The organism is Massilia genomosp. 1 (assembly GCF_011682185.1).
GTDB classification, from domain to species: domain Bacteria; phylum Pseudomonadota; class Gammaproteobacteria; order Burkholderiales; family Burkholderiaceae_D; genus Telluria_A; species Telluria_A rubra.
On sequence record NZ_WHJF01000090.1, the window covers coordinates 1 to 23,065 of the forward strand.

The window sequence follows — 23,065 nt, forward strand, 5'->3', positions numbered from 1 at the left end:
GCCAGCTTGCCGAACCCTACTGCGCGTGGGTAGGGCGAACTTTGCCCGGCGCACTACTCAAGCTCAGCCAGACAGACGTCAAGGGAAAGGCCAGTCCGCAATTCCGGTTTATGCAACATCCAGGCTAGACTCGTCCTATTGAATTAATGCTCTAGGGCAAAAGGAGTATCTGCGTGCGCAACAATCTGCCAGTAACGGGTATCGAATACGAGCTGCGCGAAGGCCAGTCCATCGTCTCCAAAACGGACACCAAGGGCAAGATCACCTACGTCAACGCCGCCTTCATCGAGGTCAGCGGCTTTCCCGAAGATGAATTGTTGGGCAAGCCGCACAATCTGGTGCGCCATCCGGACATGCCGGCCGAAGCCTTCGCCGACCTGTGGTGCAGCATGAAGGCCGGCCGCCCCTGGACAGGCCTGGTCAAGAACCGGCGCAAGAACGGCGACTTTTACTGGGTGGTGGCGAACGTCACGCCGGTCAAGGAAAACGGCCAGGCGGTCGGCTACATGTCGGTGCGCACGCGCCCCACGCGTGAACAGATCAAGGCCGCCGGCGAGTTGTACCAGCGCTTCAAGGAGGGCCGCGCCGCCGGACTGGCGATCGTGGACGGCGGCGCGGTGCGCACCGGCCTGGCCACGCGCCTGCGCGCCGCCCTGCATTTGCCGATCGGCGTACGGATCGGCATCCTGATGGGCAGCCTGGCCGCACTGCTGGCGGTGCTTGGCGCGGCGTCCGGCAGCGTCATGTTGGGTAGCCTGGGCGCGTGCGGCGCGCTGCTGGCGCTGGCCGGCTGGGTCGCCCTGCACCGCGCCATCGTGGCGCCGATGCGGCAGGCCGCCGAGGCGGTACAGGCGCTGGCCGGCGGCGACTTGTCGTTCCTGTGCGCCGCCGAGCGCACCGATGACATGGGCCAGCTGCTGCGCGGCCTGCGCCAGGTGGCGGTCAACCTGCGCGCCATCATCGGCGACGTGCGCAGCAACGTGGCCTCGATCGAGACTGCCACGCGCGAAATCGCGGTCGGCAATGCCGACCTGGCCGCGCGCACCGAGTCGCAGGCGTCCAGTCTCGAAGAAACCGCCGCCAGCATGGAGCAGTTCGCGGTGACCGTGGGCGAGAACGCCGAGCGCGCCTTGCAGGCCGACCAGCTGGTGCTGTCGGCGTCCAGCATCGCCGGCAAGGGCGGCCAGGCGGTGGCCCAGGTGGGGGCGACGATGGGGCAGATCAGTGATTCGGCCGCCAAGATTGTCGATATCATCAGCCTGATTAACGGGATCGCCTTCCAGACCAATATCCTGGCGCTGAACGCCGCCGTGGAAGCGGCGCGCGCCGGCGAGCAGGGACGCGGCTTTGCCGTGGTGGCGGGCGAAGTGCGCGCGCTGGCCCAGCGCTCGGCCGCCGCCGCCAGCGACATCAAGCACCTGATCGAGGATTCGGTCACCAAGGTCAGGAACGGCGACCGCCTGGTCGAGGAAGCCGGCGGCACCATGGCCGGCGTGGTCGAATCGGTGCAGCGCGCCACCGCCATCATGAGCGACATCAAGCGCGCCAGCATCGAGCAAAAGAGCGGCATCGCCCAGGTCAACGAAGCGGTGGCGCACCTGGACCAGATCACCCAGCAGAACGCGGCCCTGGTCGAGGAATCGGCCACGGCGGCGGCCAGCGTAGCCGGGCAGGCCGTGCATCTGGCGCAGGCGATCTCGGTGTTCAAGTTCGGCGGCGAGAGCCGGGTGCGGCGGGCGCCGGCGAAGCGGCCAGCACATGCCGACTCGGCTGTTTTTGATGCAGGTCAAGGATTTCGCGAGCCCTGATCCCTACACTCGGTCCCATCGCCTAGGAGTCAACCATGCTGCATACCGTTATCCCCATTGCCAATCCGCGTCCGATCGATTTCGATCCGGACCTGATCCGCAAGTTGAGCCAGAACGGTCCGCGTTACACCTCGTACCCGACCGCCGACCGCTTCAGCGAAGCTTTCGGCTACCGCGACTACCTGCATGCGGTGGCGGGGCTGCGCACACGCGGCACGGTCAAGCCGCTCTCGCTGTACCTGCACATCCCGTTCTGCGAATCGGTGTGCTACTACTGCGCCTGCAACAAGATCGTCACCAAGAACCACGACAAGGCGGTTACCTACCTGGGCTACCTGAAACGCGAGATCGAGATGCAGGGCAGGCTGTTCGCCGGCATGAACCAGGTCGAGCAGTTGCACCTGGGCGGCGGCACGCCGACCTACTTCACCGACGCGCAGATGGAAGAGCTGATGGACCACCTGCGCCGCTGGTTCCAGTTCGCGCCCGACGGCAGCGGCGAATATTCGATCGAAATCGACCCGCGCACGGTCTCGCGCGAGCGTGTCCTGAGCCTGCGCCGCCAGGGTTTCAACCGTGTCAGCCTGGGCGTGCAGGATTACGACCCGGCGGTGCAGGCGGCGGTCAACCGCATCCAGCCCGAGGCCGAAACCCAGGCCATCATCGACGCCGCGCGCGAAGCGGGCTTCCGCTCGGTGAGCATCGACCTCATTTACGGCCTGCCCAAGCAGAACGTATTTACGATGGCGCAAACCATCGACAAGGTGATCAAGGCCGATCCGGACCGCATCGCCATCTATAACTATGCGCACATGCCGCACCTGTTCAAGCCGCAGCGCCGCATCATTGACGCGGACATGCCAAGCGCCGACGAACGGCTCGACATGCTCGGCCTGGCGATCCGCAAGCTGGAGCAGGCCGGTTATGTGTACATCGGCATGGACCATTTCGCCAAGCCGGAAGACGACCTGGCCGTGGCCCAGCGCCAAGGCCGGCTGCACCGCAACTTCCAGGGCTATTCGACCCACGCCGACATGGACCTGGTCTCGTGCGGCGTATCGGCCATCAGCGCGGTGGCCGCCACCTACAGCCAGAACGTCAAGACGCTCGACGCCTATTACGACCTGATCGACAAGAACGAACTGCCGGTGGCGCGCGGGATCCGCCTGTCGATGGACGACGCCCTGCGCCGCACCATCATCCAGATGCTGATGTGCCACTTCGAGCTGTCGATGCCGTCCATCGAGCAGGCGTACCCGATCGCGTTTTCGAGCTACTTTGCGGCCGAACTGGAACGCCTCAAGGTGCTCGAAGCCGACGGCCTGGTGACCATCGGCCCCGAGTGGCTGAGCGTGACGCCGAAAGGGCGCCTGCTGATCCGCAACGTGTGCATGGTGTTCGACCGCTATCTGAGCCAGGCCGCGCCGGCGCCGCGCGGGTCGGGCTCCTATTCGCGGACCATCTGACGGAACAGCGGTGAACGCAGTCAATCTGATTCCGGTGTTCGTGGTGGGCCTGCTCGGCAGCGTCCACTGCGTCGGCATGTGCGGCGGGATCGTCAGCGCCTTTTCGGCGGTTCCCCCGGCGCCTGCCGGCGCGCGTCCGTTTCCGGTGGCCGTCATGACCCAGCGCGCCGCCTTCGACGGCGGCGCGCGCGTGCTGGCGTATAACACCGGCCGCATCGCCAGCTACATGACGGCCGGCGCGCTGGCCGGAGGCCTGGCCGGGGGCGCACGCACCCTCGCGGGCCTGACCGCCTTGCAGGCCGGCGGCTACTGGCTGGCCAACCTGATGCTGGTCATCCTCGGCCTGTACCTGATGGATGCCTGGCGCGGCCTGGCCAAACTGGAAACGCTGGGACAAATTCTGTGGCAGCGCGCGCGGCCCCTGATGCGCTTCATCATGCCGCTCGACAGCCCGCTCAAGATGCTGGCGCTGGGCGCGCTGTGGGGCTGGCTGCCGTGCGGGATGGTCTACAGCGTGCTGATGACCGCCATGTTCACCGGTTCGGTTGCCGACGGCGCGCTGGTGATGCTGGCCTTTGGCCTGGGCACTTTGCCGATGCTGTTGGCGATGGGCATGGCGGGTGCGCGTCTGCGCGCGGCCCTGCAACAGCGCGCCGTGCGCATCGGCGCCGGCCTGGTGGTGCTGGCCTTCGGCGTGCTGGGCCTGGTGCGCGCGGCCGGCGGCGGCCAGGCCGGCTGGCTCGACGCGCTGTGCATCACGGCGGGTAGCCATTGAGCGCGCAGCCGTTCGCCACCGCCTGCTACCACTGCGGGCTGCCGGTCGCTGTTGGGGCCAGCTGGTCGGTGCGCATCGATGGCCAGGCGCGCCCGATGTGCTGCCCCGGCTGCGAAGCGGTCGCGCATGCCATCGTCGACGCCGGCCTGGCCGACTACTACCGCACCCGCAGCGTGTTCGCCGAGCGGGCCGAAGGCGTGGACCTGGTGCCGCCCGAGCTGGCGCTGTACGACAGCGCCGTCGTGGCGACACAAGGCGAACAGCGTGAAGGGGTGTATGCGCACGGCGTGTATGCGCACGGCGTGTATGCGCACGGCGTGTATTCGCACGGCGTGTACTCGCTCGACGGCATCCGCTGCGCCGCCTGCGTGTGGCTGATCGAACGGCGCCTGGCGCGCCTGCCCGGCGTGCGCGAGGCCCAGGTCAATGTGGCCACCGAGCGCCTGCACATGACGTGGGACGCCGCCGCCTGCAAGCCGAGCGACATCGTCCAGGCCCTGCGCGGGATCGGCTACACCGCGTACCCTTACGAAGCCGCGCTGCACGGCGTCAAACAAGAAAAAAACCGCAAGAAGCAGTTCCGCCAGTTGTTCGTGGCCGGCTTGTCGATGATGCAGGTGATGATGTACGCGCTGCCGGCCTACATTGCCGACGACGGCACCATGGACGCGCCGATGGCCGCCCTGATGCAATGGGCTTCGCTGCTGCTGACCATTCCGGCGGTGCTGTACTCGGCCCAGCCGTTCTTCAGAGGGGCGTGGGCCAGCTTGCGCGCGCGCATGCCGGGCATGGACCTGCCGGTGGCGATCGGCATCGGTGCCGCCTTTGGCGCGAGCGTGCTGGCGACCCTGCGCGGCACGGGCGAGGTGTACTACGACTCGGTGACGATGTTCATCTTCCTGCTGCTGGCCAGCCGTTACCTCGAAATGACGGCGCGCCGCAAAGCCGCGCGCGCGCTCGAAGACCTGCAGCGCGCCTTGCCGGCGGCGGCCCAGCGCCTGGCCGGCTGGCCCGCTTCGCGCCAGGCCACCATGGTCGCCGCCGCCAGCCTGGCCGAGGGCGACGTGATCCTGGTCGAGCCGGGCAGCGCGGTCGCGGCCGACGGCGTCATCCTCGAAGGACACTCCGACATCGACCTGGCGCTGTTGACCGGCGAAAGCCGCGCCCAGGCGCGCGTGCCGGGGGACGAGCTGCCGGGCGGCGCCATCAACACCACCCAGGCCATCGTGCTGCGCGTGACCCGCGTGGCCAGCGACAGCACGCTGGCGCGCCTGGTCAAGCTGGTCGAAAAGGCCGGCCAGGGCAAGCCGCGCATCGCCCAGTGGGCCGACCAGGTGGCCGCCTGGTTCGTGGTGGGCTTGCTGCTGCTGACGGTGGCGGTGTTCATCGGCTGGCAGATGGTCGAGCCAAGCCGCGCCTGGCAGGTGGCGATCGCGGTGCTGGTGGTGTCGTGCCCGTGCGCGCTGTCGCTGGCCACCCCGACCGCGTTGGCCGCCGCCACCGATGCGCTGGTGCGGCGCGGCGTGCTGGTGGTGCAGCCGCACGTGCTCGAAACGCTGCAACGCGCCACCCATATCGTGTTCGACAAGACCGGCACCCTGACCGAAGGGCGCCCGCTGCTGCGCCACGTGGAGCCGCTGGCCACGCTGGACGCGGCGCGCTGCCTGCAACTGGCGGCGGCGCTGGAGGCGGGCAGCGCCCATCCGCTGGCGCTGGCGATCCGCACGGCCGCACCAAGCGGCGCGCCGCACGCGACGGAACTGCATAGCGAAGCCGGGCAGGGCGTGGAAGGCACGATCGACGGGATGCGCTATCGGCTCGGGCGCGATGGCTACGCCGGCGCCGCGCCGGCGCCGCGCTGGCCGGATGTCAGCAACGTCTATCTGGGCGTCGACGGCGTGCTGCTGGCGCGTTTCGAGCTGGCCGACGCCCTGCGCGCCGACGCGCCCGAGGTGGTGCGGCGCTTCAAGGCGCGTGGCCAGACCGTCATTCTGTTGAGCGGCGACGACCAGAGTGTGGTCAGCCGCACCGGCGCGGCGCTCGGCATCGACACCGCCATCGGCCAGCAGCTACCGGAGCAAAAGCTCGCCTATGTGCAGCAGCTGCAAGCGCAGGGCGCGGTGGTGGCGATGGTCGGCGACGGCATCAACGACGCCGCCGTGCTGCGCGCGGCCGACGTCTCGTTCGCCATGGGTGGCGGGGCCGCGCTGGCGCAGCTCTCGGCCGACTGCGTGCTGCTCTCAAACCGCTTGTCGGCGCTCGACGACGCGGCCCTGGGGGCGGCGCGCGCGCTGCGCATCATCCGCCAGAACCTGGCCTGGGCAAGCGTCTACAACTGCGTGGCGATTCCCGCAGCCGCCTTCGGGCTGATCAATCCGTGGCTGTCGGCGGCGGGCATGTCGCTCAGTTCCGCCGTGGTTGTGATTAACGCATTGCGCCTGCGCCGCGCCAGGACCGCCTGATGGAATCGCTCTACCTGCTGGTCCCCCTGAGCGTGTTCATCGTCATCCTGGCGGCGTGGGTGTTTTTCGGCGCGGCCGACAGCGGCCAGTTCGACGACCTCGATGGTCCCGGCATGCGCATCCTGCTCGACGATGAAGAGTTGCCCGCCGCGCCGGACACGGCACAGAACTCATTGCGCAAGGACAAGGAGTGATTCCGGCGTTTTTGATTCACATCAAGGATTTTTGAGTCTGGGAAATTTACTCTTCTGCTGTCATCGTTGCATTCTCAGGAGAGCCTTTGTGGACAGAGCTTTAAGTTACAACAACAAGATCGTCAGATATTTTACGATCGCCACCGTCTTTTGGGGCGTTATCGGTATGCTGGTCGGCGTTTTCATCGCCGCGCAGCTGGCCTGGCCGGCCCTCAATTTCGACATCGCATGGTTAAGCTACGGGCGCCTGCGTCCGCTGCATACCAATGCGGTCATTTTTGCATTCGGCATCAACGGCCTGTTTGCAACCTCGTACTGGGTGGTGCAGCGCACCTGCCAGGTACGCCTGTTCTCGGACGCGCTGGCCATGGTGACCTTTTGGGGCTGGCAGGCGATCCTGGTGCTGGCCACCATCACCTTGCCGATGGGTTTCACGCGCGGTAAAGAGTACGCCGAGCTGGAATGGCCCATCGCGCTCTTGATCACGGTGGTCTGGGTGATCTACGCGATCGTCTTCTTCGGCACCATCGTCAAGCGCAAGGTCAAGCACATCTACGTCGCCAACTGGTTCTTCGGCGCCTACATCCTGGCCGTGGCGATCCTCCACATCGTCAACGGCGCGGTCATGCCGGCCTCGTTCTGGAAGTCCTACTCGGCCTACGCCGGGGTGCAGGATGCGATGATCCAATGGTGGTACGGCCACAATGCGGTCGGCTTCATCCTCACCGCCGGCTACCTCGGCATGGTGTATTACTTCATCCCGAAACAGGCCGAGCGCCCTGTGTACTCGTATCGCCTGTCGATCGTCCACTTCTGGGCCCTGATCTTCACCTACATGTGGGCGGGACCGCACCACCTGCACTACACCGCGCTGCCCGACTGGACCCAGTCGATCGGCATGGTCTTCTCGCTGATCCTGCTGGCGCCATCGTGGGGCGGGATGATCAACGGGATCATGACCCTGTCGGGCGCATGGCACAAGCTGCGCTCCGACCCGATCCTCAAGTTCCTGATCGTGTCGCTCTCGTTCTACGGTATCGCGACGTTTGAAGGCCCGATGATGTCGATCAAGACCATCAACGCGCTGTCGCACTACACCGACTGGACCGTCGCCCACGTACACGCCGGCGCCCTGGGCTGGGTCGGATTCATCACCATGGGCTCGATCTACTACCTGATCCCGCGCCTGGCGGGCAAGAAGGAAATGTGGAGCGTGCGCCTGATCGACACCCACTTCTGGGTCGCGACCATCGGCATCGTGCTGTATATCGCTTCGATGTGGATCGCCGGCGTGATGCAGGGCCTGATGTGGCGCGCTGTCAACAGCGACGGCACCTTGACCTACACGTTTGTTGAAGGCGTCAAGGCAACCTACCCGTACTACGTGATCCGCGTCGGCGGCGGCCTGCTGTACCTGAGCGGCATGCTGCTGATGGCCTTTAACACCTTCCAGACCATGCGCGGCACCGCCAGCGAAGATGCGCGCATTCCGACCCTTTTACCCGCACACGCCTGATTCCGGAGCTTGTAATGAAATTTTCACATGAGTCAATCGAGAAGAACCCGTGGCTGCTGATCGGACTGGTTTTGCTGGTCGTGTCTTTCGGCGGCCTGGTGGAAATCGTACCCCTGTTCTTCCAGAAGTCGACCACCGAGCCGGTGGCCGGCCTGAAGCCTTACTCGGCCCTGCGCCTGGTCGGACGCGACATCTACGTGCGGGAGGGCTGCTACAACTGCCACTCGCAGATGATCCGTCCGTTCCGCGCCGAGACCGAGCGCTATGGCCACTATTCGGTGGCCGGCGAATTCGTCTACGACCGTCCGTTCCAGTGGGGTTCCAAGCGCACCGGTCCCGACCTGGCGAGGGTCGGAGGCCGCTACAGCGATGAATGGCACCGCACCCACCTGGACAACCCGCGCGACGTGGTGCCGGAATCGAACATGCCCGGCTACCCGTGGCTGGCGAAAACGAAGCTCAACCCGGCCGAGGTGGTCCCGAAAATGCGCGCCCTGCAGCGCCTGTCGACGCCGTACACGGAAGAAGACATCGCCCAGGCACCGGCCGCGCTGGCCGACAAGACTGAACAGGATGCCCTGATCGCCTATTTGCAGGGCCTCGGCATCCAGATCAAAACCAGGAACTGACATGGCAATCGAACATATTTTTGACAGTGCGAGCAGCGTAATGACCGTCATCAGCTTCGCCACTTTCTGCGGCATCTTGCTGTGGACATTTGTCCTCAAGGGCAACAAGGACTTCGAAACGCAGGCGGCGCTGCCGTTTGCGGACGACAACGAGGACAACGCAGGGGAGAGCGGTCATGGCTGATTTCACCAGCGGTTTCTGGGACCTCTACATCGTCATCATCACGATCCTGGCGATCGTCGGCTGCGGCGTGCTGCTGTGGTCGCAATCGACCCACACGGTCGAACCGGGCAGCGACGGCACCACGGGCCACGTGTGGGACGAGAACCTGACCGAACTCAATACCCCGCTGCCGCGCTGGTGGATGTGGCTGTTCTACATCACCATCGTGTTCGCCCTGGTGTACCTGGTGCTGTATCCGGGGCTGGGCAGCTACGCCGGCAAACTGGGCTGGAAGTCGACCGGCGAATACCAGCAGGAGCTGGCCAAGGCCGATGCCGACTACGGCCCGCTGTTCGCCAAGTACGCCAGCGAGGACCTCAAGGCCGTGGCGGCCGATCCGCAGGCGCACGCCATCGGCGAGCGCATGTTCCTGACCTATTGCGCGCAGTGCCACGGTTCCGATGCGCGCGGCAACAAGGGCTACCCCGACCTGACCGACAAGGACTGGCTGCACGGCGGCGAGCCTTCGGTGATCAAGGAAACCATCATGAAGGGCCGTAACGGCATGATGCCGCCGATGGGCGCGGCGGTCGGCTCCGAGTCCGATATCGAAAACGTGGCGCATTACGTCAAGAGCCTGTCGGGCTTGACGGCCGATCCGATCAAGGTTTCCTTCGGCAAGTCCAAGTTCGCCGCCTGCATCGCCTGCCATAGCGCCGGCGGGGTCGGCAACCAGGCACTGGGCGCGCCCAACCTGACCGACAAGGTCTGGCTGTACGGCGGCAGCGCCGAGACGATCATGGAAACGATCCGCAAGGGCCGCACCAACACCATGCCGGCCTTCCACGAGTTCCTGGGCGAGTCGAAGGTACATGTGCTGGCGGCGTATGTGTGGAGCCTGTCGAACGATCCGGCCAAGCCGCAAGCGGCGGAGGTAGCAGCAAAATGAACCAGGCCCCCACCAAGCCGGCGGTGATCCGGATGTATGCGGCGCGCGAGGAAATCTATCCGCGCGAAGCAAAAGGACGATACGCAAGCTTGCGCTGGGCCTGCGTGTGGATCACGCAGCTGGTCTTTTACGGCCTGCCGTGGATGAACTGGAACGGCCGCCAGGCCGTCCTGTTCGACCTCGGTGCGCGCAAGTTCTACATCTTCGGCATGGTGTTGTGGCCGCAGGACTTCATCTACCTGGCGGCGCTGTTGATCATCGCCGCCTACCTGCTGTTCCTCGTGACCGCGATCGCGGGACGGGTGTGGTGCGGCTTCGCCTGTCCGCAGACGGTCTACACCGAGATTTTCATGTGGATCGAGCGCAAGATCGAAGGCGCGCGCAGCGCCCGCATCCGCCTCGACCGCCAGCCCTGGACCGCCGACAAGCTGGCCAGGAAGACCGCCAAGCACCTGGCGTGGGGCGCGGTGGCGCTGTTTACGGGCTTTAGTTTCGTGGCCTATTTTGCGCCGGTGCGTTCGCTCCTGGCGAACATCGGCGCCTTCGCGCTGGGACCGTGGGAATGGTTCTGGATCGGTTTTTATGCGTTTGCCACGTACGGCAACGCCGGCTGGCTGCGCGAGCAGGTGTGCAAATATATGTGCCCGTATGCGCGCTTCCAGAGCGCCATGTTCGACAAGGACACCCTGATCGTCACCTACGACCAGGAACGGGGCGAACCGCGCGGTCCCATCAATCCCAAGGCCACGGCGGAAGAAGCAAAGAAAAGGGGCGACTGCATCGACTGCAATATGTGCGTGCAGGTGTGCCCGACCGGGATCGACATCCGCAAGGGCTTGCAGTACGAATGCATCGGCTGCGCCGCCTGCGTGGACGCCTGCAACGGCGTGATGGACAAGATCGACCTGCCGCGCGGGCTGATCCGCTACTCGACCGACAACGCGATGGACAACAAGTGGTCGGCCAAGCGCATCGGCCAGCGCATCCTGCGCACCCGCGTCCTGATTTATACCGGGCTGCTGGTGCTGATCGTGGCCGGCTTCGGCACGGCGCTGGCGCTGCGCACCCCGCTCAAGCTCGACGTGATTCGCGACCGCGGTTCGATGGGGCGCGAAGTGGGCGACGGCCTGATCGAAAACGTGTACCGCCTGCAGATCATGAATACGGCCGAAACCGGGCATCGCTTCCGCATCAAGGTTTCGGGCATCGATTCGGTGCGCCTGGCCACGACCGACGTGGCGGTGCTCGATGGCGCCAGCACGCGCGCGGTGCCGGTGCGGGTGCAGGTGGAGCGCAGTGCGGCGGCGAAGGGCTCGAACCATATCGAGTTCGAGATCACCGCAGTGGACGATCCCTCGCTCACGGTGCGTGAAAAAGCCGTGTTCATCGTGCCCAAATAAGCCAGAACAAGCAAACAAGGAGACTCGCATGCGAACCGCCACACCCCTGACTCCCCCCGCCGGCCCGTGGTACAAGCACCGCTGGCCGTGGCTGCTGATGCTCGGTCCCGCCATCGTGGTGGTGGCCGGCGTGAACCTTGGCGTCATTGCCTATCGCGGCCAGGACGCCATGGTCGTCGACGACTATTACAAGCAGGGCAAGGCGATCAACCAGGACTTGCGGCGCGACCGCGTGGCCAGCGCCATGCGCCTCGCTTTCGACGCGCATTATGACCCGGCCAGCGAAAAGCTGGCGGGGATGTTGAGCAGCGGCGGGCAGCCCTTGAACGCGCCGTTCAGCATTCATCTGGCGCACGCCACCCAGCCCGAAAAGGACCGCAAGATCGATGTGATCCCGGACGCCGGCGGGCGGTTTTCGGTGGCGCTGCCGATGCTCGAGCGCGCGCGCTGGCAGGTGGTGGTCGAAGGCGGCAAGCGCGACTGGCGCCTGGCCGCAGCCTGGCACTGGCCGCGCGAGCAGGCGCTGGCGATCAAGGCCGACGTCCAGCAAGCAACAAACTAAACGGGGGAGTGTCGATGCGTCTTGCGATGAAAGTACTGTGGCCCGCCTTCCTGGCGGCGATGCTGGCCGAAGGCTGTTTCTTTGCGATGTTCGATCCGCGCGAAGAACTGCACATGGGGCAATTGGCCTTGACGCCGATGGCGGTGTACACGATCGGCTTTTTCTTCTTCTGGATTTTTTGCGCGCTGGCCAGCATGCTGACCTATTATCTGGTGGTGGTGCCGGACGATCCGCATCCGCCGTTCTAGCAACGGCACCGTCCTGACAGCTCGCCCGTGGCTCGGCTATCATGCTCGCCTGGACGCAACCGGGACGGCAAGGATGATCAGCGAGAAAAACTGGGACGCCGCCTTCGGCGATTTCTATCTGCACGACTGTGCGGTGCGCAGCAAGCATGCCTTTTCGTTTGCTTGTATCGAAGCAGTGGACGACTTTGCCGTGGAAGAACCGAACAAGCGGATGGTGAATGTCTTCACCGATACCGGAGAAATCGATTACAAGGAATACACGGGATTCGCTTGGCCTTTTCTGGCCGTTGCGCGCCAGCCGCTGGAGCAGGCGGTCATGGTCGGCGCGCGTGGCGGCGTCGCCGTCCTCGGCAGCGGTCAACGCGGCATGGAAGCGGCAATCCCGATGGGTAGCGCTACCGCTGCGCTCGTTACCTCCGTAAACGCGCTCGCCACCATCGACGGACTGGTCTACGCAGCGGGTCCCTGGCGCGCGGTGTGCCGCAGGACCGCGTGCGGTGTCTGGGAAAGCCTGGCAGGCCGGGACACGCTGCCGGAACCGGAGCGAGACGCTCACGGCTCGAATGATGAGGGCTTCGACGTCATCGATGGCTTCAGCGCCCGGGACATCTACTGTGCGGGAGGCAAGGGCGACGTCTGGCGCTTCGACGGCGTGCGCTGGCACCAGTGCCGCGTACGGGTCGATCAGCATATCCAGGCGATCTGCTGCGCCGGCGACGGCTATGTCTACATCGGTTTGCAAGGCGGGGGCATTTTGCGCGGGCGCGAGAATTTGTGGAAGCTCATTCAAAAAACGACGCTGGCACGGCCCTTCAACGATATGGTGTGGTTTGCGGACAAGGTCTGGTGTAACTCCGACGACGGGCTCTGGACCATCGGGAATGGCAAGCTGGCGGACGCGGACGTCCCGCCGGAGGCGCGCCACCGTTCGCGTGTTCTGGCGGTGGGAGATGGCGTGATGCTGTTCGCCGGCAGATATGGCGCCGTGGTCTTCGATGGCAAGGAGTGGACACCGCTCGTGCCCGACGCCCCCTGACAGGCCGTTGAGCGCACTGGCATTGAACTATACTGTCGCGCTAGTGTCCAATCAACAACTCGAACCACGGCAGAATGGAACACCCGGATGATAAACATCGATATTCCAACTTCCAACAAGCAAGTTTTCTTGATCGGCATGCTGTTCGCGGTGCCGCTCCTGCTCACCACGGGCTTCTATTTCCTGACCCCGCATACAACAACCCCGACGGCGACGGAAACCGGCTTTGTCAGCGGCATGCTGATTGCATCGGCATTGCTGGGGCTGCTTGTATGCACAAGCATGTTCATCCGTCACTCGGTCGAGCTGACAGCCGATGCACTGGTCATCAAGCATGCCTTCTACACCTTCAGGGTCGAGCGCGCCTGCATCCAGGGGGCGGTCATCACGCGCAGTGGCGATATGAGCAGCCTGGCGATGTCGACCAAAAGAAACGGCATTGCCGCCTTCGGCTACTATTCGGGCTGGTTCAAGGTGGCACACGGGGAGCGGGCGTTTATGGCCATTTCGGGCGCGCCGGTTGTCATGCTGCGTTTCACGGGCCATCCAAAGTGCGCGCTGCTGGCCGTGAGCGGCAGCGCCACCCTCGAAGCCGAGCTTGCCGCCTGGCTGCGGGAGGGATCAGGCGCACCGGCGCAGGGTGGCGCCGGCCCGTAACGCGGCCGGCTCACGCCATCGGGCTGCACTGCTCGGTGCCGGCGGCCAGCGCCTTGAGCATGGCCGGGTCGAGCAAGCTCAGTTCGCGCTTGTCGACGCTGATCCAGCCCTGCTTTTTAAAGCGCGACAGCAGGCGGCTGATGCTTTCGATGGTCAGCCCCAGGTAATTGCCGATATCTTCGCGCGACATGCGCAGCTGGAAGCTGGTGGCCGAGTAACCGCGCGCCGCGTAACGCGCCGACAGGTTGACCAGGAATACGGCAAAGCGCTGCTCCGCCCGCATATTTCCCAGCAATAGCATGACATTTTGCTCGCGCGTGATTTCCTGGCTCATGATGCGGTGGAAATGGCGCAGCAGGGTCGGCACTTGGCCGAACAATTCTTCCAGGCGCGCGAACGGGATTTCGCACACTTCGCTGTCTTCCAGCGCGACCGCGTCGCAATGGTGGCGGTCGCCGCTGATGGCGTCCATCCCCAGCAGTTCGCCGGCCATCTGGAAACCGGTAATCTGCTGCTCGCCGTTGGCGTTGACCTGGTAGGTCTTGAAGTGGCCGAAGCGGATCGCGTACAGGTTGCGGAACGGCTCGTCCATCTGGTACAGGCGTTCGTCGCGCAACAGGCGGCGGCGCTTGCCGATAATGTTGTCGAGCCGGGTGATATCTTCGCTGTCGAGTCCCATTGGTAGGCACAGCTGATGCATGCTGCATCCTGCGCAGCTTGCCTTGAGTGCGGCGACGTTCAGCATGGCTGCCGGAACGAATGGGAGAGGCTGAGGCATAGGGTCTGACGGTTTGTGGCTTGAGCCGTATGATACCCCACAGCGACTCCGGCGCACAGGCGAATACCGGAACAGATGGGGCTGTTTGCCCGATACAGATGCGTGTTTTCCCTGCCGGGCATGCATTTTGCGCATTTGCGTTGTGCATGTCTTAACAAGGCAATCCATACCCCTGCGCATGGTGCGGCGCCGGCCTCAGCGCGGGCGGAAACGCACGTCGACCGTCGACACGTCGCCGCTGATCTTGGCTTTCTTGGGTTTCTTGGGTTTTTTCAGCACCTCGCCGGCGGTGTTGGTGAGGGGTACCCTGTGTTCCGGCGAGAAACCAGGCTCCTCGATGCGTTCCAGGGTTTGCTTCGTCAGAATTTCGATGGCGGCGAGCAATTGCACCTCATCCGCGCAGACCAGCGAGACCGCTTCGCCCGAGGCCCCCGCGCGGCCGGTGCGGCCGGTGCGATGGATGTAGTCTTCGGCCACGATCGGCAGGTCGAAATTGACCACCTGCGGCAAGTCGTCGATATCGAGCCCGCGCGCGGCCACGTCGGTCGCCACCAGGATCTTCGCTTCGCCGGCCTTGAAACGCTCGAGCGCGCGCAGGCGCGCCGGTTGCGGCTTGTCGCCGTGAATCGAATCGGCCGCGACGCCCTGCGCCTGCAAGGTCTCGACCAGCTGGTCCACGCCCTTGCGCGTCTTGACGAACACCAGCACCTGGCCCCAACGGTGCTTTTTAAGCAGGTACAAGAACAGTTCCGGCTTGCGTTTTTTGTCGACCGGCACGACCCACTGGCGGATGCGCTTGACGGTGCTGTTGCGCGGGCTGACCTCGATGCTCAAGGGGTCGCTCAGCAGCTTGCCGGCCAGGGCGCGGATCTCGTCCGAAAACGTGGCTGAAAACAGCAGGGTCTGGCGTTTTTTCGGCAGGGCGGCGAACACGGCGTCGAGTTCGCGCGAAAACCCCAGGTCGAGCATGCGGTCGGCTTCATCGAGCACCAGGGTTTCGAGCTGGTCGAACTTGAGCGCGTTCTGGCGGTACAGGTCGAGCAGGCGGCCGGGAGTGGCCACCAGCACGTCGAGTCCCTTGCGCAGCTTCATCATCTGCGGATTGATGCTCACGCCGCCGTAGGCCACGTGGGTGCGCAGCGGCAAGCCGGCCCCATAGGCGCGGAAACTCTCATGCACCTGCTCGGCCAGTTCGCGCGTCGGCACCAGCACCAGCACGCGCACCGCATTGGCGCCGACCTGGCCCTGCAAGGTCAGGCGCTGCAACAGGGGCAGGGCGAAGCCGGCGGTCTTGCCGGTGCCGGTCTGGGCGGCGGCCATCATGTCGCGCCCGGCCAGCACGGCGGGAATGGCTTGCGCCTGCACTGGCGTGGGCGTGCGGTAACCGAGCGCGTCCAGCGTGCGCACGAGGGGATCGATCAGACCGAGGGAATCAAAAGACATGGGGAAGCGACCTTGCAGCGAAAGAACAAGGGCGTAGTTTACTCTGTCCGGCGCTTGCCGGGGCGCAAAAGCCTACCGGGTCAACGACGCCGTCGCCACTTTGGGCTTGGTCGGTTCCTGCTTGTCGCCGCAGGCGGCCGTGGCCAGAACGAGCATGCAGCAGGCGGCCAGCGCCGCGAGCGAGTGAAAGCGTGGTTTCATGGCGCACTCCCTTGTAAAAAGGATATCCTACCCAAAACCACGCCCGCGCGGCGCGCTGTTCCTTGCCTGTTGCCTGCCGCTCAGAAACGGTAGCTGATACCGGCGCGCAAGACCGGATAGACCTTGTAGGCCTCGACGTCGGCTTCCATCTTCACGCGCTCGGTGGCGACATCGCGCGCCAGGGTGGCGCAGGCGGCAGCCGCGGCGGTGCATTGCGAGTTCGTCAAGCGGCCCTTCGGGTGACCTTGCCACAGCGCGCCCAGGTCGGCGCTGAGCTGCCACTTCTTGTCGGTGCTTAAGGCATTGCCCCAGCCCACGCCAACATAAGGCGCGCCCTTGTTGTACTCGATCCCGCCGTTGAGGATGCCGACCTGGCTGGCGGCGTATTGCTTGCCGTTGATGTTGAAGAAGCCGTTCGAATCCTGGCGCGCCACCATGCTGATCTTGTTGCCGTTATATACCACGCCGCCGGTCAGGCGGAACGGGCTGTTATCGATCAGGTGCCAGTCGAACAGCACATCGATATTTTGCAGCTTGGCCTTCATCGTGTAGCTCAGGGTGCTGGCGGTATCGTTGTACTTGTGCTGGAAGTAGCTGGCGCCGAAACGGGCGTTCAGGGTTTTTTCCATTGGGAAAATCAGATGGGCGCCGACGCCCGTGGTGCCGACTTCGGCGGTAACGGCGACTTCGGCTTGCGCGCTGGCGGCGAGCAACAGGGCGGCGAGCGCCATGACGGTATTCTTGATATACATGCAATGACCTTTGACGAATGACTGGGCGATGGCGGCATTGTACCGGTTGAGGCGGCGAGACGCGCTGGCATCGTGGCTCGCCATGCTACTCCAGTCGGGGCTGGCGATCCAGTCCCTTAAGGTAAGCAATTGTCGTTGTTTGTCGCCGCGGCGCACGGCGGCGCGCGCGGCCACGGCGTTCGGCCTGGATTGACGGGCGAAACGCCGGGGCGGTGGTGGTTTCCGCTGTGGTGGTTTCTTGTCGGAATCCATGATAAATTCTGTCGCGGCAAAACGCCGATGACACCCACCAGGAGACTTTCGCATGCATACACCGTTCCGCCGCGCCATCGCGCCCTGCCTGACCGCCGCGCTGGTGGCACTGTCGCTCGGCGGCGCCGCCTTGCCGGTGCTTGCGGCAGCCGGCGCGAGCGCGCCGGCCGGCATGGAGAACCGTGAAAGCGCCTTCGACACATGGGCCGACCGCTTTGCCGCCGACTGGGTGCGCCTGTCGCCCCAACGCGCCACGGTCGACCAGTATTTCGCCGGCGCCGAACAGCAGGCGCTGGACCGCCAGCTGGCCCCGATCACGCAGGCGCAGCGCGCCCGTTACACGGCGCTGGCCAAGGCCGGGGTGGCGCGCCTGGACCGCTTTCTGGCCGGCGCGCTCGATGCGACCGACCGCGTCTCGGCCGAGACCATGCGCTGGTCGCTGGCCAATCATCTGGCCGGCGAGCGTTTCGACGAGCATGCGTTCGTGTTTTCGCAGTTCGGCGGCACGCACATCGCGCTGGTCAACTTCATGACCAGCGCGCACCCGATGCGGCGCGCGGCCGATGTCGAAAGCTACCTGGCGCGCCTGGCGCAGATCGGCGAGCGCATGGACCAGGCCAGTGCGCGGGCGCGTGCGGCCGCGGCGCGCGGCATGCTGCCGCCGCGCTTCATCCTCGAACGCGCGCAGGGGCAGGTTGACGCCTTCCTCAAGCCAGCGGCCGATAAGAATGTGCTGGTGCTGTCGCTGGCCGAGCGCAGCGCCGCGCTGGCCGACCTGACGCCGCAAGCGCGCGCCGCCGCCATCGACCAGGCCACAGCGATTGTCGGCAAGCGCATTTTGCCCGCCTACGCCAGGACCCGGGCGCTGCTGGCCGAACTGCACCCGAACACCGGCGACGAAGCCGGCATCGCGCGCCTGCCCGACGGCGCCGCCGCCTACAGCCATGCACTGGCCAGCTACACCGGCACCACCTTGGGAGCGGCGCAGATCCACGCGATCGGGCTGCGCGAAGTGGCGCGCATCGAAGGCGAGATGGACCGCCACCTGCGCCAGCTCGGATTTACCGAAGGGAGCATCGACGTGCGCATGAAAGCGCTCGACAACACCTTCCAGCCGGCTGCCGGAGCCGATCCGCGCGCGGCGATCCTTGCCAGCTACGTCGCCATGGTCAAGGATGCGGAAAAGCGCAGCGCCGCCTTGTTCAAGCTGATGCCGCGCGCGCCGGTGGAAGTGCGGCGCGAACCGGCGCTGACCGAAGGCAGCGCCTCGGCGCACTACAGCGTGCCGGCGCCGGACGGCAGCCTGCCTGGCATTTTCTGGGTCCCGCTGCGCGGGCCGGCGTTCGACATGATCCGCATGCGCAGCCTGGCGTATCACGAAGCGGTGCCGGGGCACCACTTCCAGCTCGCGATCCAGCAGGAGCTTGGCGGCCTGCCGAAGTTCCGCACGCAGCGCATTTTTGGCGGCGGCAGCGCGCACTCCGAAGGGTGGGCGCTGTACACCGAGCGGCTGGCGGTGGAGCAGGGCTGGTACGAAGGCGACGTGCCGGGGCTGCTCGGTGCGCTCGGGTCCGAACTGTTCCGCGCGCGCCGGCTGGTGGTCGACACCGGCTTGCACAGCAAAGGCTGGACGCGCCAGCAAGCGATCGACTACGGCATCGGCGCGGCCGAGGTCGAGCGTTACGTCGTGTGGCCGGGGCAAGCCTGCGCCTACATGCTCGGCATGTTACGGATACTCGAACTGCGCGAAAAGGCGCGGCTGGCGCTCGGTGAGCGCTTCACCCTGCCGGCGTTCCACGACGTCATCCTGAAAAACGGCTCGGTGCCGATGGACGTCCTTGCGAACATCATCGACCAGTGGATCGCCGACCAAACCAAGCCCGCCTGAGCCCCGCCCAACCGGGATCTGACCTCGGATCCGAAATTTTGTTAAATCCAGCCCATGGTTTGAATGTCAAAAGACAATTATTTCCAACCCGTACCAACCGGGGTCAGAGCTTTAACTAGAAATTTTGTTAAATCTTGCCCTCGGTTTGATTGATGTGGGACAACTGTTTCTTAAGCGGGGCAGACCCCGGTTCAACAATATTGCCTATGGATGTGCCATTGTCGGTGGCAGTGCATTCATTGGCCGCATGCTGTAAAACCAGGCTCTGAGGTCCCGCGGTTTTGCAAGAATGTGAAATGTTGCGAGTTAAAGCTCTGACCCCGGTTGTAAGGGGTTTTGGCAAGAATGTAAAATGTTTCGAATCAGAGGTCAGACCCCGGTTTGGGGGTGTTACTTGGTGACGTGGAAGTCTTTGCCGTTGACGATTCCCCCGGCGGGGTCGATGGTGATCAGGTGCATGCCGCTGTCTTGCAGCCCGAGCCTGGCCAGTTGGGCCGGCGCGATGCGCAGGACGTAGTTTCCCGGCGCGACGCCACCGAGCACGTAGTAGCCGTCCGCGCTGCTGCTCGTCTTGCCCAGCAGTTTGCCGCCCTGGTCGAGCAGTTCGAGCTCGACGTCGCCGATGCCGCGCTTGCCGCCCGCGCCATCGAGCCAGGTGGTGCCGTCGATCTCCCCCGTGACCCCAACCGCGACGTCCAGCCGGCTGACCTTGCCCGGTCGCGGAACCAGCCGCCGCCCCGCTTCGCGCGCTTGCCATTGCGGGTCTTCCAGGGTGGCGGGGTCGATCGCGATGTCGGCGTGCTGGTGCGCCGGCAGCCGGTTCAGGTAGGCCACGCCGTCGTCGCCGCTGCGCGCCATGTGGGCGCTGCCGTTGACGGCAAATCCGGCGCCCTTGACCGGTTCGTCGTCGCCATCCATCACGCCGTTGCCGTTCTTGTCGAGGAAGACGCGGACCGAGGCCGCGCCGCCGCCGGCCATCGGCACGGCGTCGTGCAGCCAGCGCCCGCTGCGCGGTTCGCGGCCGAGCGCCATGAACAGCTGGACCCCGCCGCCGTAGGCGCCGCGGCTGGTGTAAAACGCGCTCACGCCCATGCCGACGCTGCCGACGCCTTTGTTGAGCGAGGCGCTCCAGCGCAACTGCGGGTCGGCGAAGGTGCGCGTGACGGCGCCGTTGAGGAGGTAGCCGTCGCCGACGAATTTGTCGGCCCCCAGCGCCAGCGACGAGATGCCGGCGTCGGGCAGGATGGCGTAGTGCAGCTGGCCGCTGATGCCGACCCCGGCCACGCGCCGGCTCGCTTGTACGCTGCCGTCGGCCTGGCGCGCGCCGCCGCTGGCGCGCCAGTGGAGGTTGCCGCTCATGGCCATGCCCCGGCTGTACGCGGACAGGCGCGCGCCGGCTTCATGCCGCGTGGCGCCGGAGGCGAGCCGTTCGCGCCGCAGTTGCAGCGCCAGCGGCAGCGGGGTGCGTGCGTCGCCCGGCAGCAGGCCGTCGAGGCGCACGTCGTCGCGGCTGCGCAGCGGGTCGGCGTCGGGCAAAAACAGTTCGCTGCTAAAGCCGTCCAGGCGCGCGTGGCTGGCGCCGAGCGCCATGCCGCCGACCCGCGTCTTGAGGCCGATCCGGGCCAGGGTGCCACCGCCGTCGGCGCGCGCGAACGCGGCGTCGGCCAGCAGCGCGCGCCAGTAACCGTGCAGGCCAAGGTTGGCGTAGCGCCGCTGATGGCCGTCCAGCGCCAGGCGCACCACGCCGCCGCTGGCGGTCAGTTGCGCCAGCACGCCGACTTCGACCTGGGCCAGCGCACGCTGGCCTTCCTGGACGCTGGCGCTGTAGGCGATGGCGCCGGGCGCAAGCGCCGCCTGGTCGATCAAGAAACTCTGGCGTTCGACGCGCAGTTGGCCCAGCGGCCCGTGGAACACCAGGCGGAATTCATTGCTGCCGTAGATCAGGGGCTGGTCGTCGAAGCGGTAGCGGCCATCGGGGCGCGCTTGCTGGAAGCCGATCAGGGCGTCGTTGAAGTACAGTTCCACGTCCCAGCCGGGCGGCAGGTCGCCTTGCAGCGTGTGGCGGTCGGTGCGCGGGCTCTGGCCGAGCGCGTGGTTGGAGATGGTCACGCCGGCGCGCCCGCTACCGGCGTGTGCGATGTCGGCCACGCCGGCGGCTTGTACGCTGCCAAGCGCGATGGTGCGCGCGTGCAGGGGGCCGAGCAGGCCGGCGTCGGGGTCGTTGCGGGCCAGGGTCATGCGCGCGCTGGCGCCGGCGGCGCTGTTGGCGGCACTGACGTAGAGCGCCGCTTCCATGCCCGCCAGGTCGCCGGTCAGGTAGGCGGTGTAGCCGACCGTGCTGCCGCCGCGCCGCAGCTCGGCGGCCACGGTCTGGTCGATGAAGGGCACGCCGGCGAGCGCGTAGGGCGTGTCGAGACGGGGGTAGGCGGGGGCGGGCGTGCCGTCGCCGCGCCGCGCCGGGCCGGCGCGCGACTGGCGTTCGAGGCGCGCCTGCAGCGGCAGCGTTTCGCGCGCGCGCACGCGCAGCACCAGGCTGGCCATGTCGACGTCGATGTCGAGCGGCAGCCATTGCGCCAGCAGGCGGCTGGCGACGTACAGGTCGTCAGGGTGACGCAGCACGCGCGCCGCCTCAAAACCGGTGCGCCGCTCGCCGATGACGACCAGGCGCTGCGCCAGGTCGAGCCGGAAGCCGCGCTGCTCGTCGAGGATGTAGCCGCTGGCGACACCCTCGGCCGGGTCGGTGCGGATGGCGATGGTGAGCAGGCGCGCCAGTTCGCCGAGCGGCAGGTAAATGTCGTCGCCGTGCTGGTAGGCGCCGATGGCGTCGGCGACCAGGTGCTCCCCGAGCCGCACTTCGAGCACCAGGTCGGGACCGTCGGCGGCGCGCGCCGGCGCCGGCAGCGCCAGGATCAGCAGGGCCAGCAAACGCAGCAGGCAGAGCCGGCAAGCGCGCCGGCGCGGGCGGTGGGAACGCATGCTGGCGCGTACGTCGTTGGCGCGCATGTCGTTGGCGCGACTGCGGCCGCGCGCCGGTCAGGGCAGGGCCAGGGTGGCTTCGGCCAGCAGGGCGCCGCCGGCTTCGGCCCGTTCGCGAAAGCGCAGGTGCATGGTGCCGCGCGCGAGGTTCACGCCGGCCGGCATGGCCAGGCTGGCTTTGCGCATCGGATTGGGGGTGTAGATCGCCACCCCGGCAGCCTGGGCCAGCACCTGTTCGGCCCCGCCCTGCGGGGTAAAGGCGGCGCTGATGTCGCCGTACACCGAGCTGTCGCCGCTGCGCGCGATCTGGAACACGAGTTGCGCGCCCTGGCCGCTCTTTTGCAACGCCAGCGCGCCCAGGGTCACGCTGGCGCCTTCGGTCTGGTGCCGCACGATGACGGGAATCGAGGCGCCGATCAGGGAGTTGAGCACCACGCCGATCTGCTGCGCGCCGGCGCCTTGCTGTTCGACGCTGGTGGCGCTGCTGCGGTCGGCCAGTTTTTCGAAGTGCAGGTGCGAGCGGTATTCGCCGGGGGCCAGCGCCTCCGGCTTGCGCAGCATGACGCGCACCACTTGCGCGGTGCCCGGCTGCAGGGTCACCTGGCGCGGCGAGAAACTGAGCATGGCGTCGGCGAAGCGCTCGTCCGGGCCGGCCGTGTCGGCGCTGGTGAATTCGCCGCTCTCGCTCATGCGCCGGTTGACGAGGCTGATGCGGTAGGTGGCGGGCGTGCTGTCGCTGTTGATCAGTTCAACCTGGGCGGCGCGCTGGTTCTTGGCGAAGACGACGCGGGTCGGGTTGAGCATCAGGCCGGCCATCGCTTGCAAGGGCAGCATGGCCAGCAGGGTGGCGGCGAGCAGGCGCGCGGCGCGCGGGAAAGGAAAAGTGGCATGCATGGTGGGCCTCGCGGTT

At 66.1% G+C, this 23,065-nt stretch carries 21 protein-coding genes; 15 read left to right on the top strand and 6 right to left on the bottom strand.

Annotation, left to right across the window (positions count from 1 at the left end; translation table 11 throughout):
• Positions 1 to 173: 173 nt before the first annotated feature.
• The 14 genes from F1735_RS25505 to F1735_RS25570 all read left to right on the top strand — a co-directional run bounded on the left by F1735_RS25505 (position 174) and on the right by F1735_RS25570 (position 13,865).
• Positions 174 to 1,808, top strand: a complete 1,635-nt coding sequence (locus F1735_RS25505; RefSeq protein WP_167239541.1) for a methyl-accepting chemotaxis protein — start codon at positions 174 to 176, stop codon at positions 1,806 to 1,808.
• A gap of 35 nt (positions 1,809 to 1,843) precedes the next feature.
• Entirely contained in the window at positions 1,844 to 3,274 is a 1,431-nt protein-coding gene (gene hemN / locus F1735_RS25510; RefSeq protein ID WP_167239542.1) for an oxygen-independent coproporphyrinogen III oxidase, read from the top strand.
• Positions 3,275 to 3,284: 10 nt separating this feature from the next.
• The gene (locus tag F1735_RS25515) at positions 3,285 to 4,049 is read left to right on the top strand and encodes a sulfite exporter TauE/SafE family protein (protein WP_167239543.1); all 765 of its coding nucleotides are present in this window, start codon (positions 3,285 to 3,287) and stop codon (positions 4,047 to 4,049) included.
• Positions 4,046 to 6,511, top strand: a complete 2,466-nt coding sequence (locus F1735_RS25520; RefSeq protein WP_167239544.1) for a heavy metal translocating P-type ATPase — start codon at positions 4,046 to 4,048, stop codon at positions 6,509 to 6,511. Before F1735_RS25515 ends, F1735_RS25520 begins: the two co-directional genes overlap by 4 nt.
• The gene (gene ccoS, locus F1735_RS25525; RefSeq protein ID WP_167239545.1) at positions 6,511 to 6,705 is read left to right on the top strand and encodes a cbb3-type cytochrome oxidase assembly protein CcoS; all 195 of its coding nucleotides are present in this window, start codon (positions 6,511 to 6,513) and stop codon (positions 6,703 to 6,705) included. The genes F1735_RS25520 and ccoS overlap by 1 nt, the downstream gene beginning before the upstream one ends.
• Positions 6,706 to 6,793: 88 nt before the next feature.
• Entirely contained in the window at positions 6,794 to 8,221 is a 1,428-nt protein-coding gene (ccoN, locus tag F1735_RS25530) for a cytochrome-c oxidase, cbb3-type subunit I (RefSeq protein ID WP_167239546.1), read from the top strand.
• Between the two features lie 14 nt (positions 8,222 to 8,235).
• Entirely contained in the window at positions 8,236 to 8,850 is a 615-nt protein-coding gene (gene ccoO, locus F1735_RS25535; protein WP_167239547.1) for a cytochrome-c oxidase, cbb3-type subunit II, read from the top strand.
• A 1-nt stretch (position 8,851) separates the two neighbouring features.
• A complete protein-coding gene (locus F1735_RS25540) occupies positions 8,852 to 9,034 on the top strand; it encodes a cbb3-type cytochrome oxidase subunit 3 (protein ID WP_167239548.1) in 183 nt (60 codons plus the stop codon).
• Positions 9,027 to 9,962, top strand: a complete 936-nt coding sequence (gene ccoP / locus F1735_RS25545; protein WP_167239549.1) for a cytochrome-c oxidase, cbb3-type subunit III — start codon at positions 9,027 to 9,029, stop codon at positions 9,960 to 9,962. Before F1735_RS25540 ends, ccoP begins: the two co-directional genes overlap by 8 nt.
• Positions 9,959 to 11,362: a cytochrome c oxidase accessory protein CcoG gene (ccoG, locus tag F1735_RS25550; RefSeq protein WP_167239550.1), complete on the top strand. Its 1,404-nt coding sequence runs from the start codon at positions 9,959 to 9,961 to the stop codon at positions 11,360 to 11,362. The genes ccoP and ccoG overlap by 4 nt, the downstream gene beginning before the upstream one ends.
• A 28-nt stretch (positions 11,363 to 11,390) precedes the next feature.
• Positions 11,391 to 11,924 carry a FixH family protein gene (locus F1735_RS25555; RefSeq protein WP_167239551.1) on the top strand — a complete coding sequence of 178 codons (534 nt, stop codon included), beginning with the start codon at positions 11,391 to 11,393 and terminating at the stop codon, positions 11,922 to 11,924.
• 26 nt (positions 11,925 to 11,950) lie between these two features.
• On the top strand, positions 11,951 to 12,172 hold the full coding sequence (locus F1735_RS25560) for a hypothetical protein (protein ID WP_187364360.1): 222 nt from the start codon (positions 11,951 to 11,953) through the stop codon (positions 12,170 to 12,172).
• A gap of 73 nt (positions 12,173 to 12,245) precedes the next feature.
• On the top strand, positions 12,246 to 13,208 hold the full coding sequence (locus tag F1735_RS36800) for a hypothetical protein (RefSeq protein WP_167239553.1): 963 nt from the start codon (positions 12,246 to 12,248) through the stop codon (positions 13,206 to 13,208).
• A 129-nt stretch (positions 13,209 to 13,337) separates the two neighbouring features.
• The gene (locus tag F1735_RS25570; protein WP_167239554.1) at positions 13,338 to 13,865 is read left to right on the top strand and encodes a hypothetical protein; all 528 of its coding nucleotides are present in this window, start codon (positions 13,338 to 13,340) and stop codon (positions 13,863 to 13,865) included.
• Positions 13,866 to 13,875: 10 nt separating this feature from the next.
• Here F1735_RS25570 and fnr read toward each other — a convergent pair whose 3' ends face one another.
• The 4 genes from fnr to F1735_RS25585 all read right to left on the bottom strand — a co-directional run bounded on the left by fnr (position 13,876) and on the right by F1735_RS25585 (position 17,039).
• Entirely contained in the window at positions 13,876 to 14,643 is a 768-nt protein-coding gene (gene fnr, locus F1735_RS25575; protein WP_167239555.1) for a fumarate/nitrate reduction transcriptional regulator Fnr, read from the bottom strand.
• Between the two features lie 195 nt (positions 14,644 to 14,838).
• Positions 14,839 to 16,086: a DEAD/DEAH box helicase gene (locus tag F1735_RS25580; protein ID WP_167239556.1), complete on the bottom strand. Its 1,248-nt coding sequence runs from the start codon at positions 16,084 to 16,086 to the stop codon at positions 14,839 to 14,841.
• 72 nt (positions 16,087 to 16,158) lie between these two features.
• Positions 16,159 to 16,287, bottom strand: coding sequence for a hypothetical protein (locus F1735_RS37505; RefSeq protein WP_267876694.1), 129 nt, complete (start codon positions 16,285 to 16,287; stop codon positions 16,159 to 16,161).
• A gap of 80 nt (positions 16,288 to 16,367) precedes the next feature.
• Positions 16,368 to 17,039 carry a hypothetical protein gene (locus tag F1735_RS25585; protein WP_167239557.1) on the bottom strand — a complete coding sequence of 224 codons (672 nt, stop codon included), beginning with the start codon at positions 17,037 to 17,039 and terminating at the stop codon, positions 16,368 to 16,370.
• A 304-nt stretch (positions 17,040 to 17,343) separates the two neighbouring features.
• Here F1735_RS25585 and F1735_RS25590 point away from each other — a divergent pair, with 304 nt between their 5' ends.
• Entirely contained in the window at positions 17,344 to 19,179 is a 1,836-nt protein-coding gene (locus F1735_RS25590) for a DUF885 domain-containing protein (RefSeq protein ID WP_167239558.1), read from the top strand.
• Between the two features lie 390 nt (positions 19,180 to 19,569).
• Here the strand turns inward: F1735_RS25590 and F1735_RS25595 are convergent, their stop codons facing one another.
• Both F1735_RS25595 and F1735_RS25600 read right to left on the bottom strand, forming a co-directional pair.
• The gene (locus F1735_RS25595; RefSeq protein WP_167239559.1) at positions 19,570 to 22,182 is read right to left on the bottom strand and encodes a hypothetical protein; all 2,613 of its coding nucleotides are present in this window, start codon (positions 22,180 to 22,182) and stop codon (positions 19,570 to 19,572) included.
• Between the two features lie 30 nt (positions 22,183 to 22,212).
• On the bottom strand, positions 22,213 to 23,049 hold the full coding sequence (locus tag F1735_RS25600) for a fimbrial biogenesis chaperone (protein WP_167239560.1): 837 nt from the start codon (positions 23,047 to 23,049) through the stop codon (positions 22,213 to 22,215).
• Positions 23,050 to 23,065 lie beyond the last annotated feature (16 nt).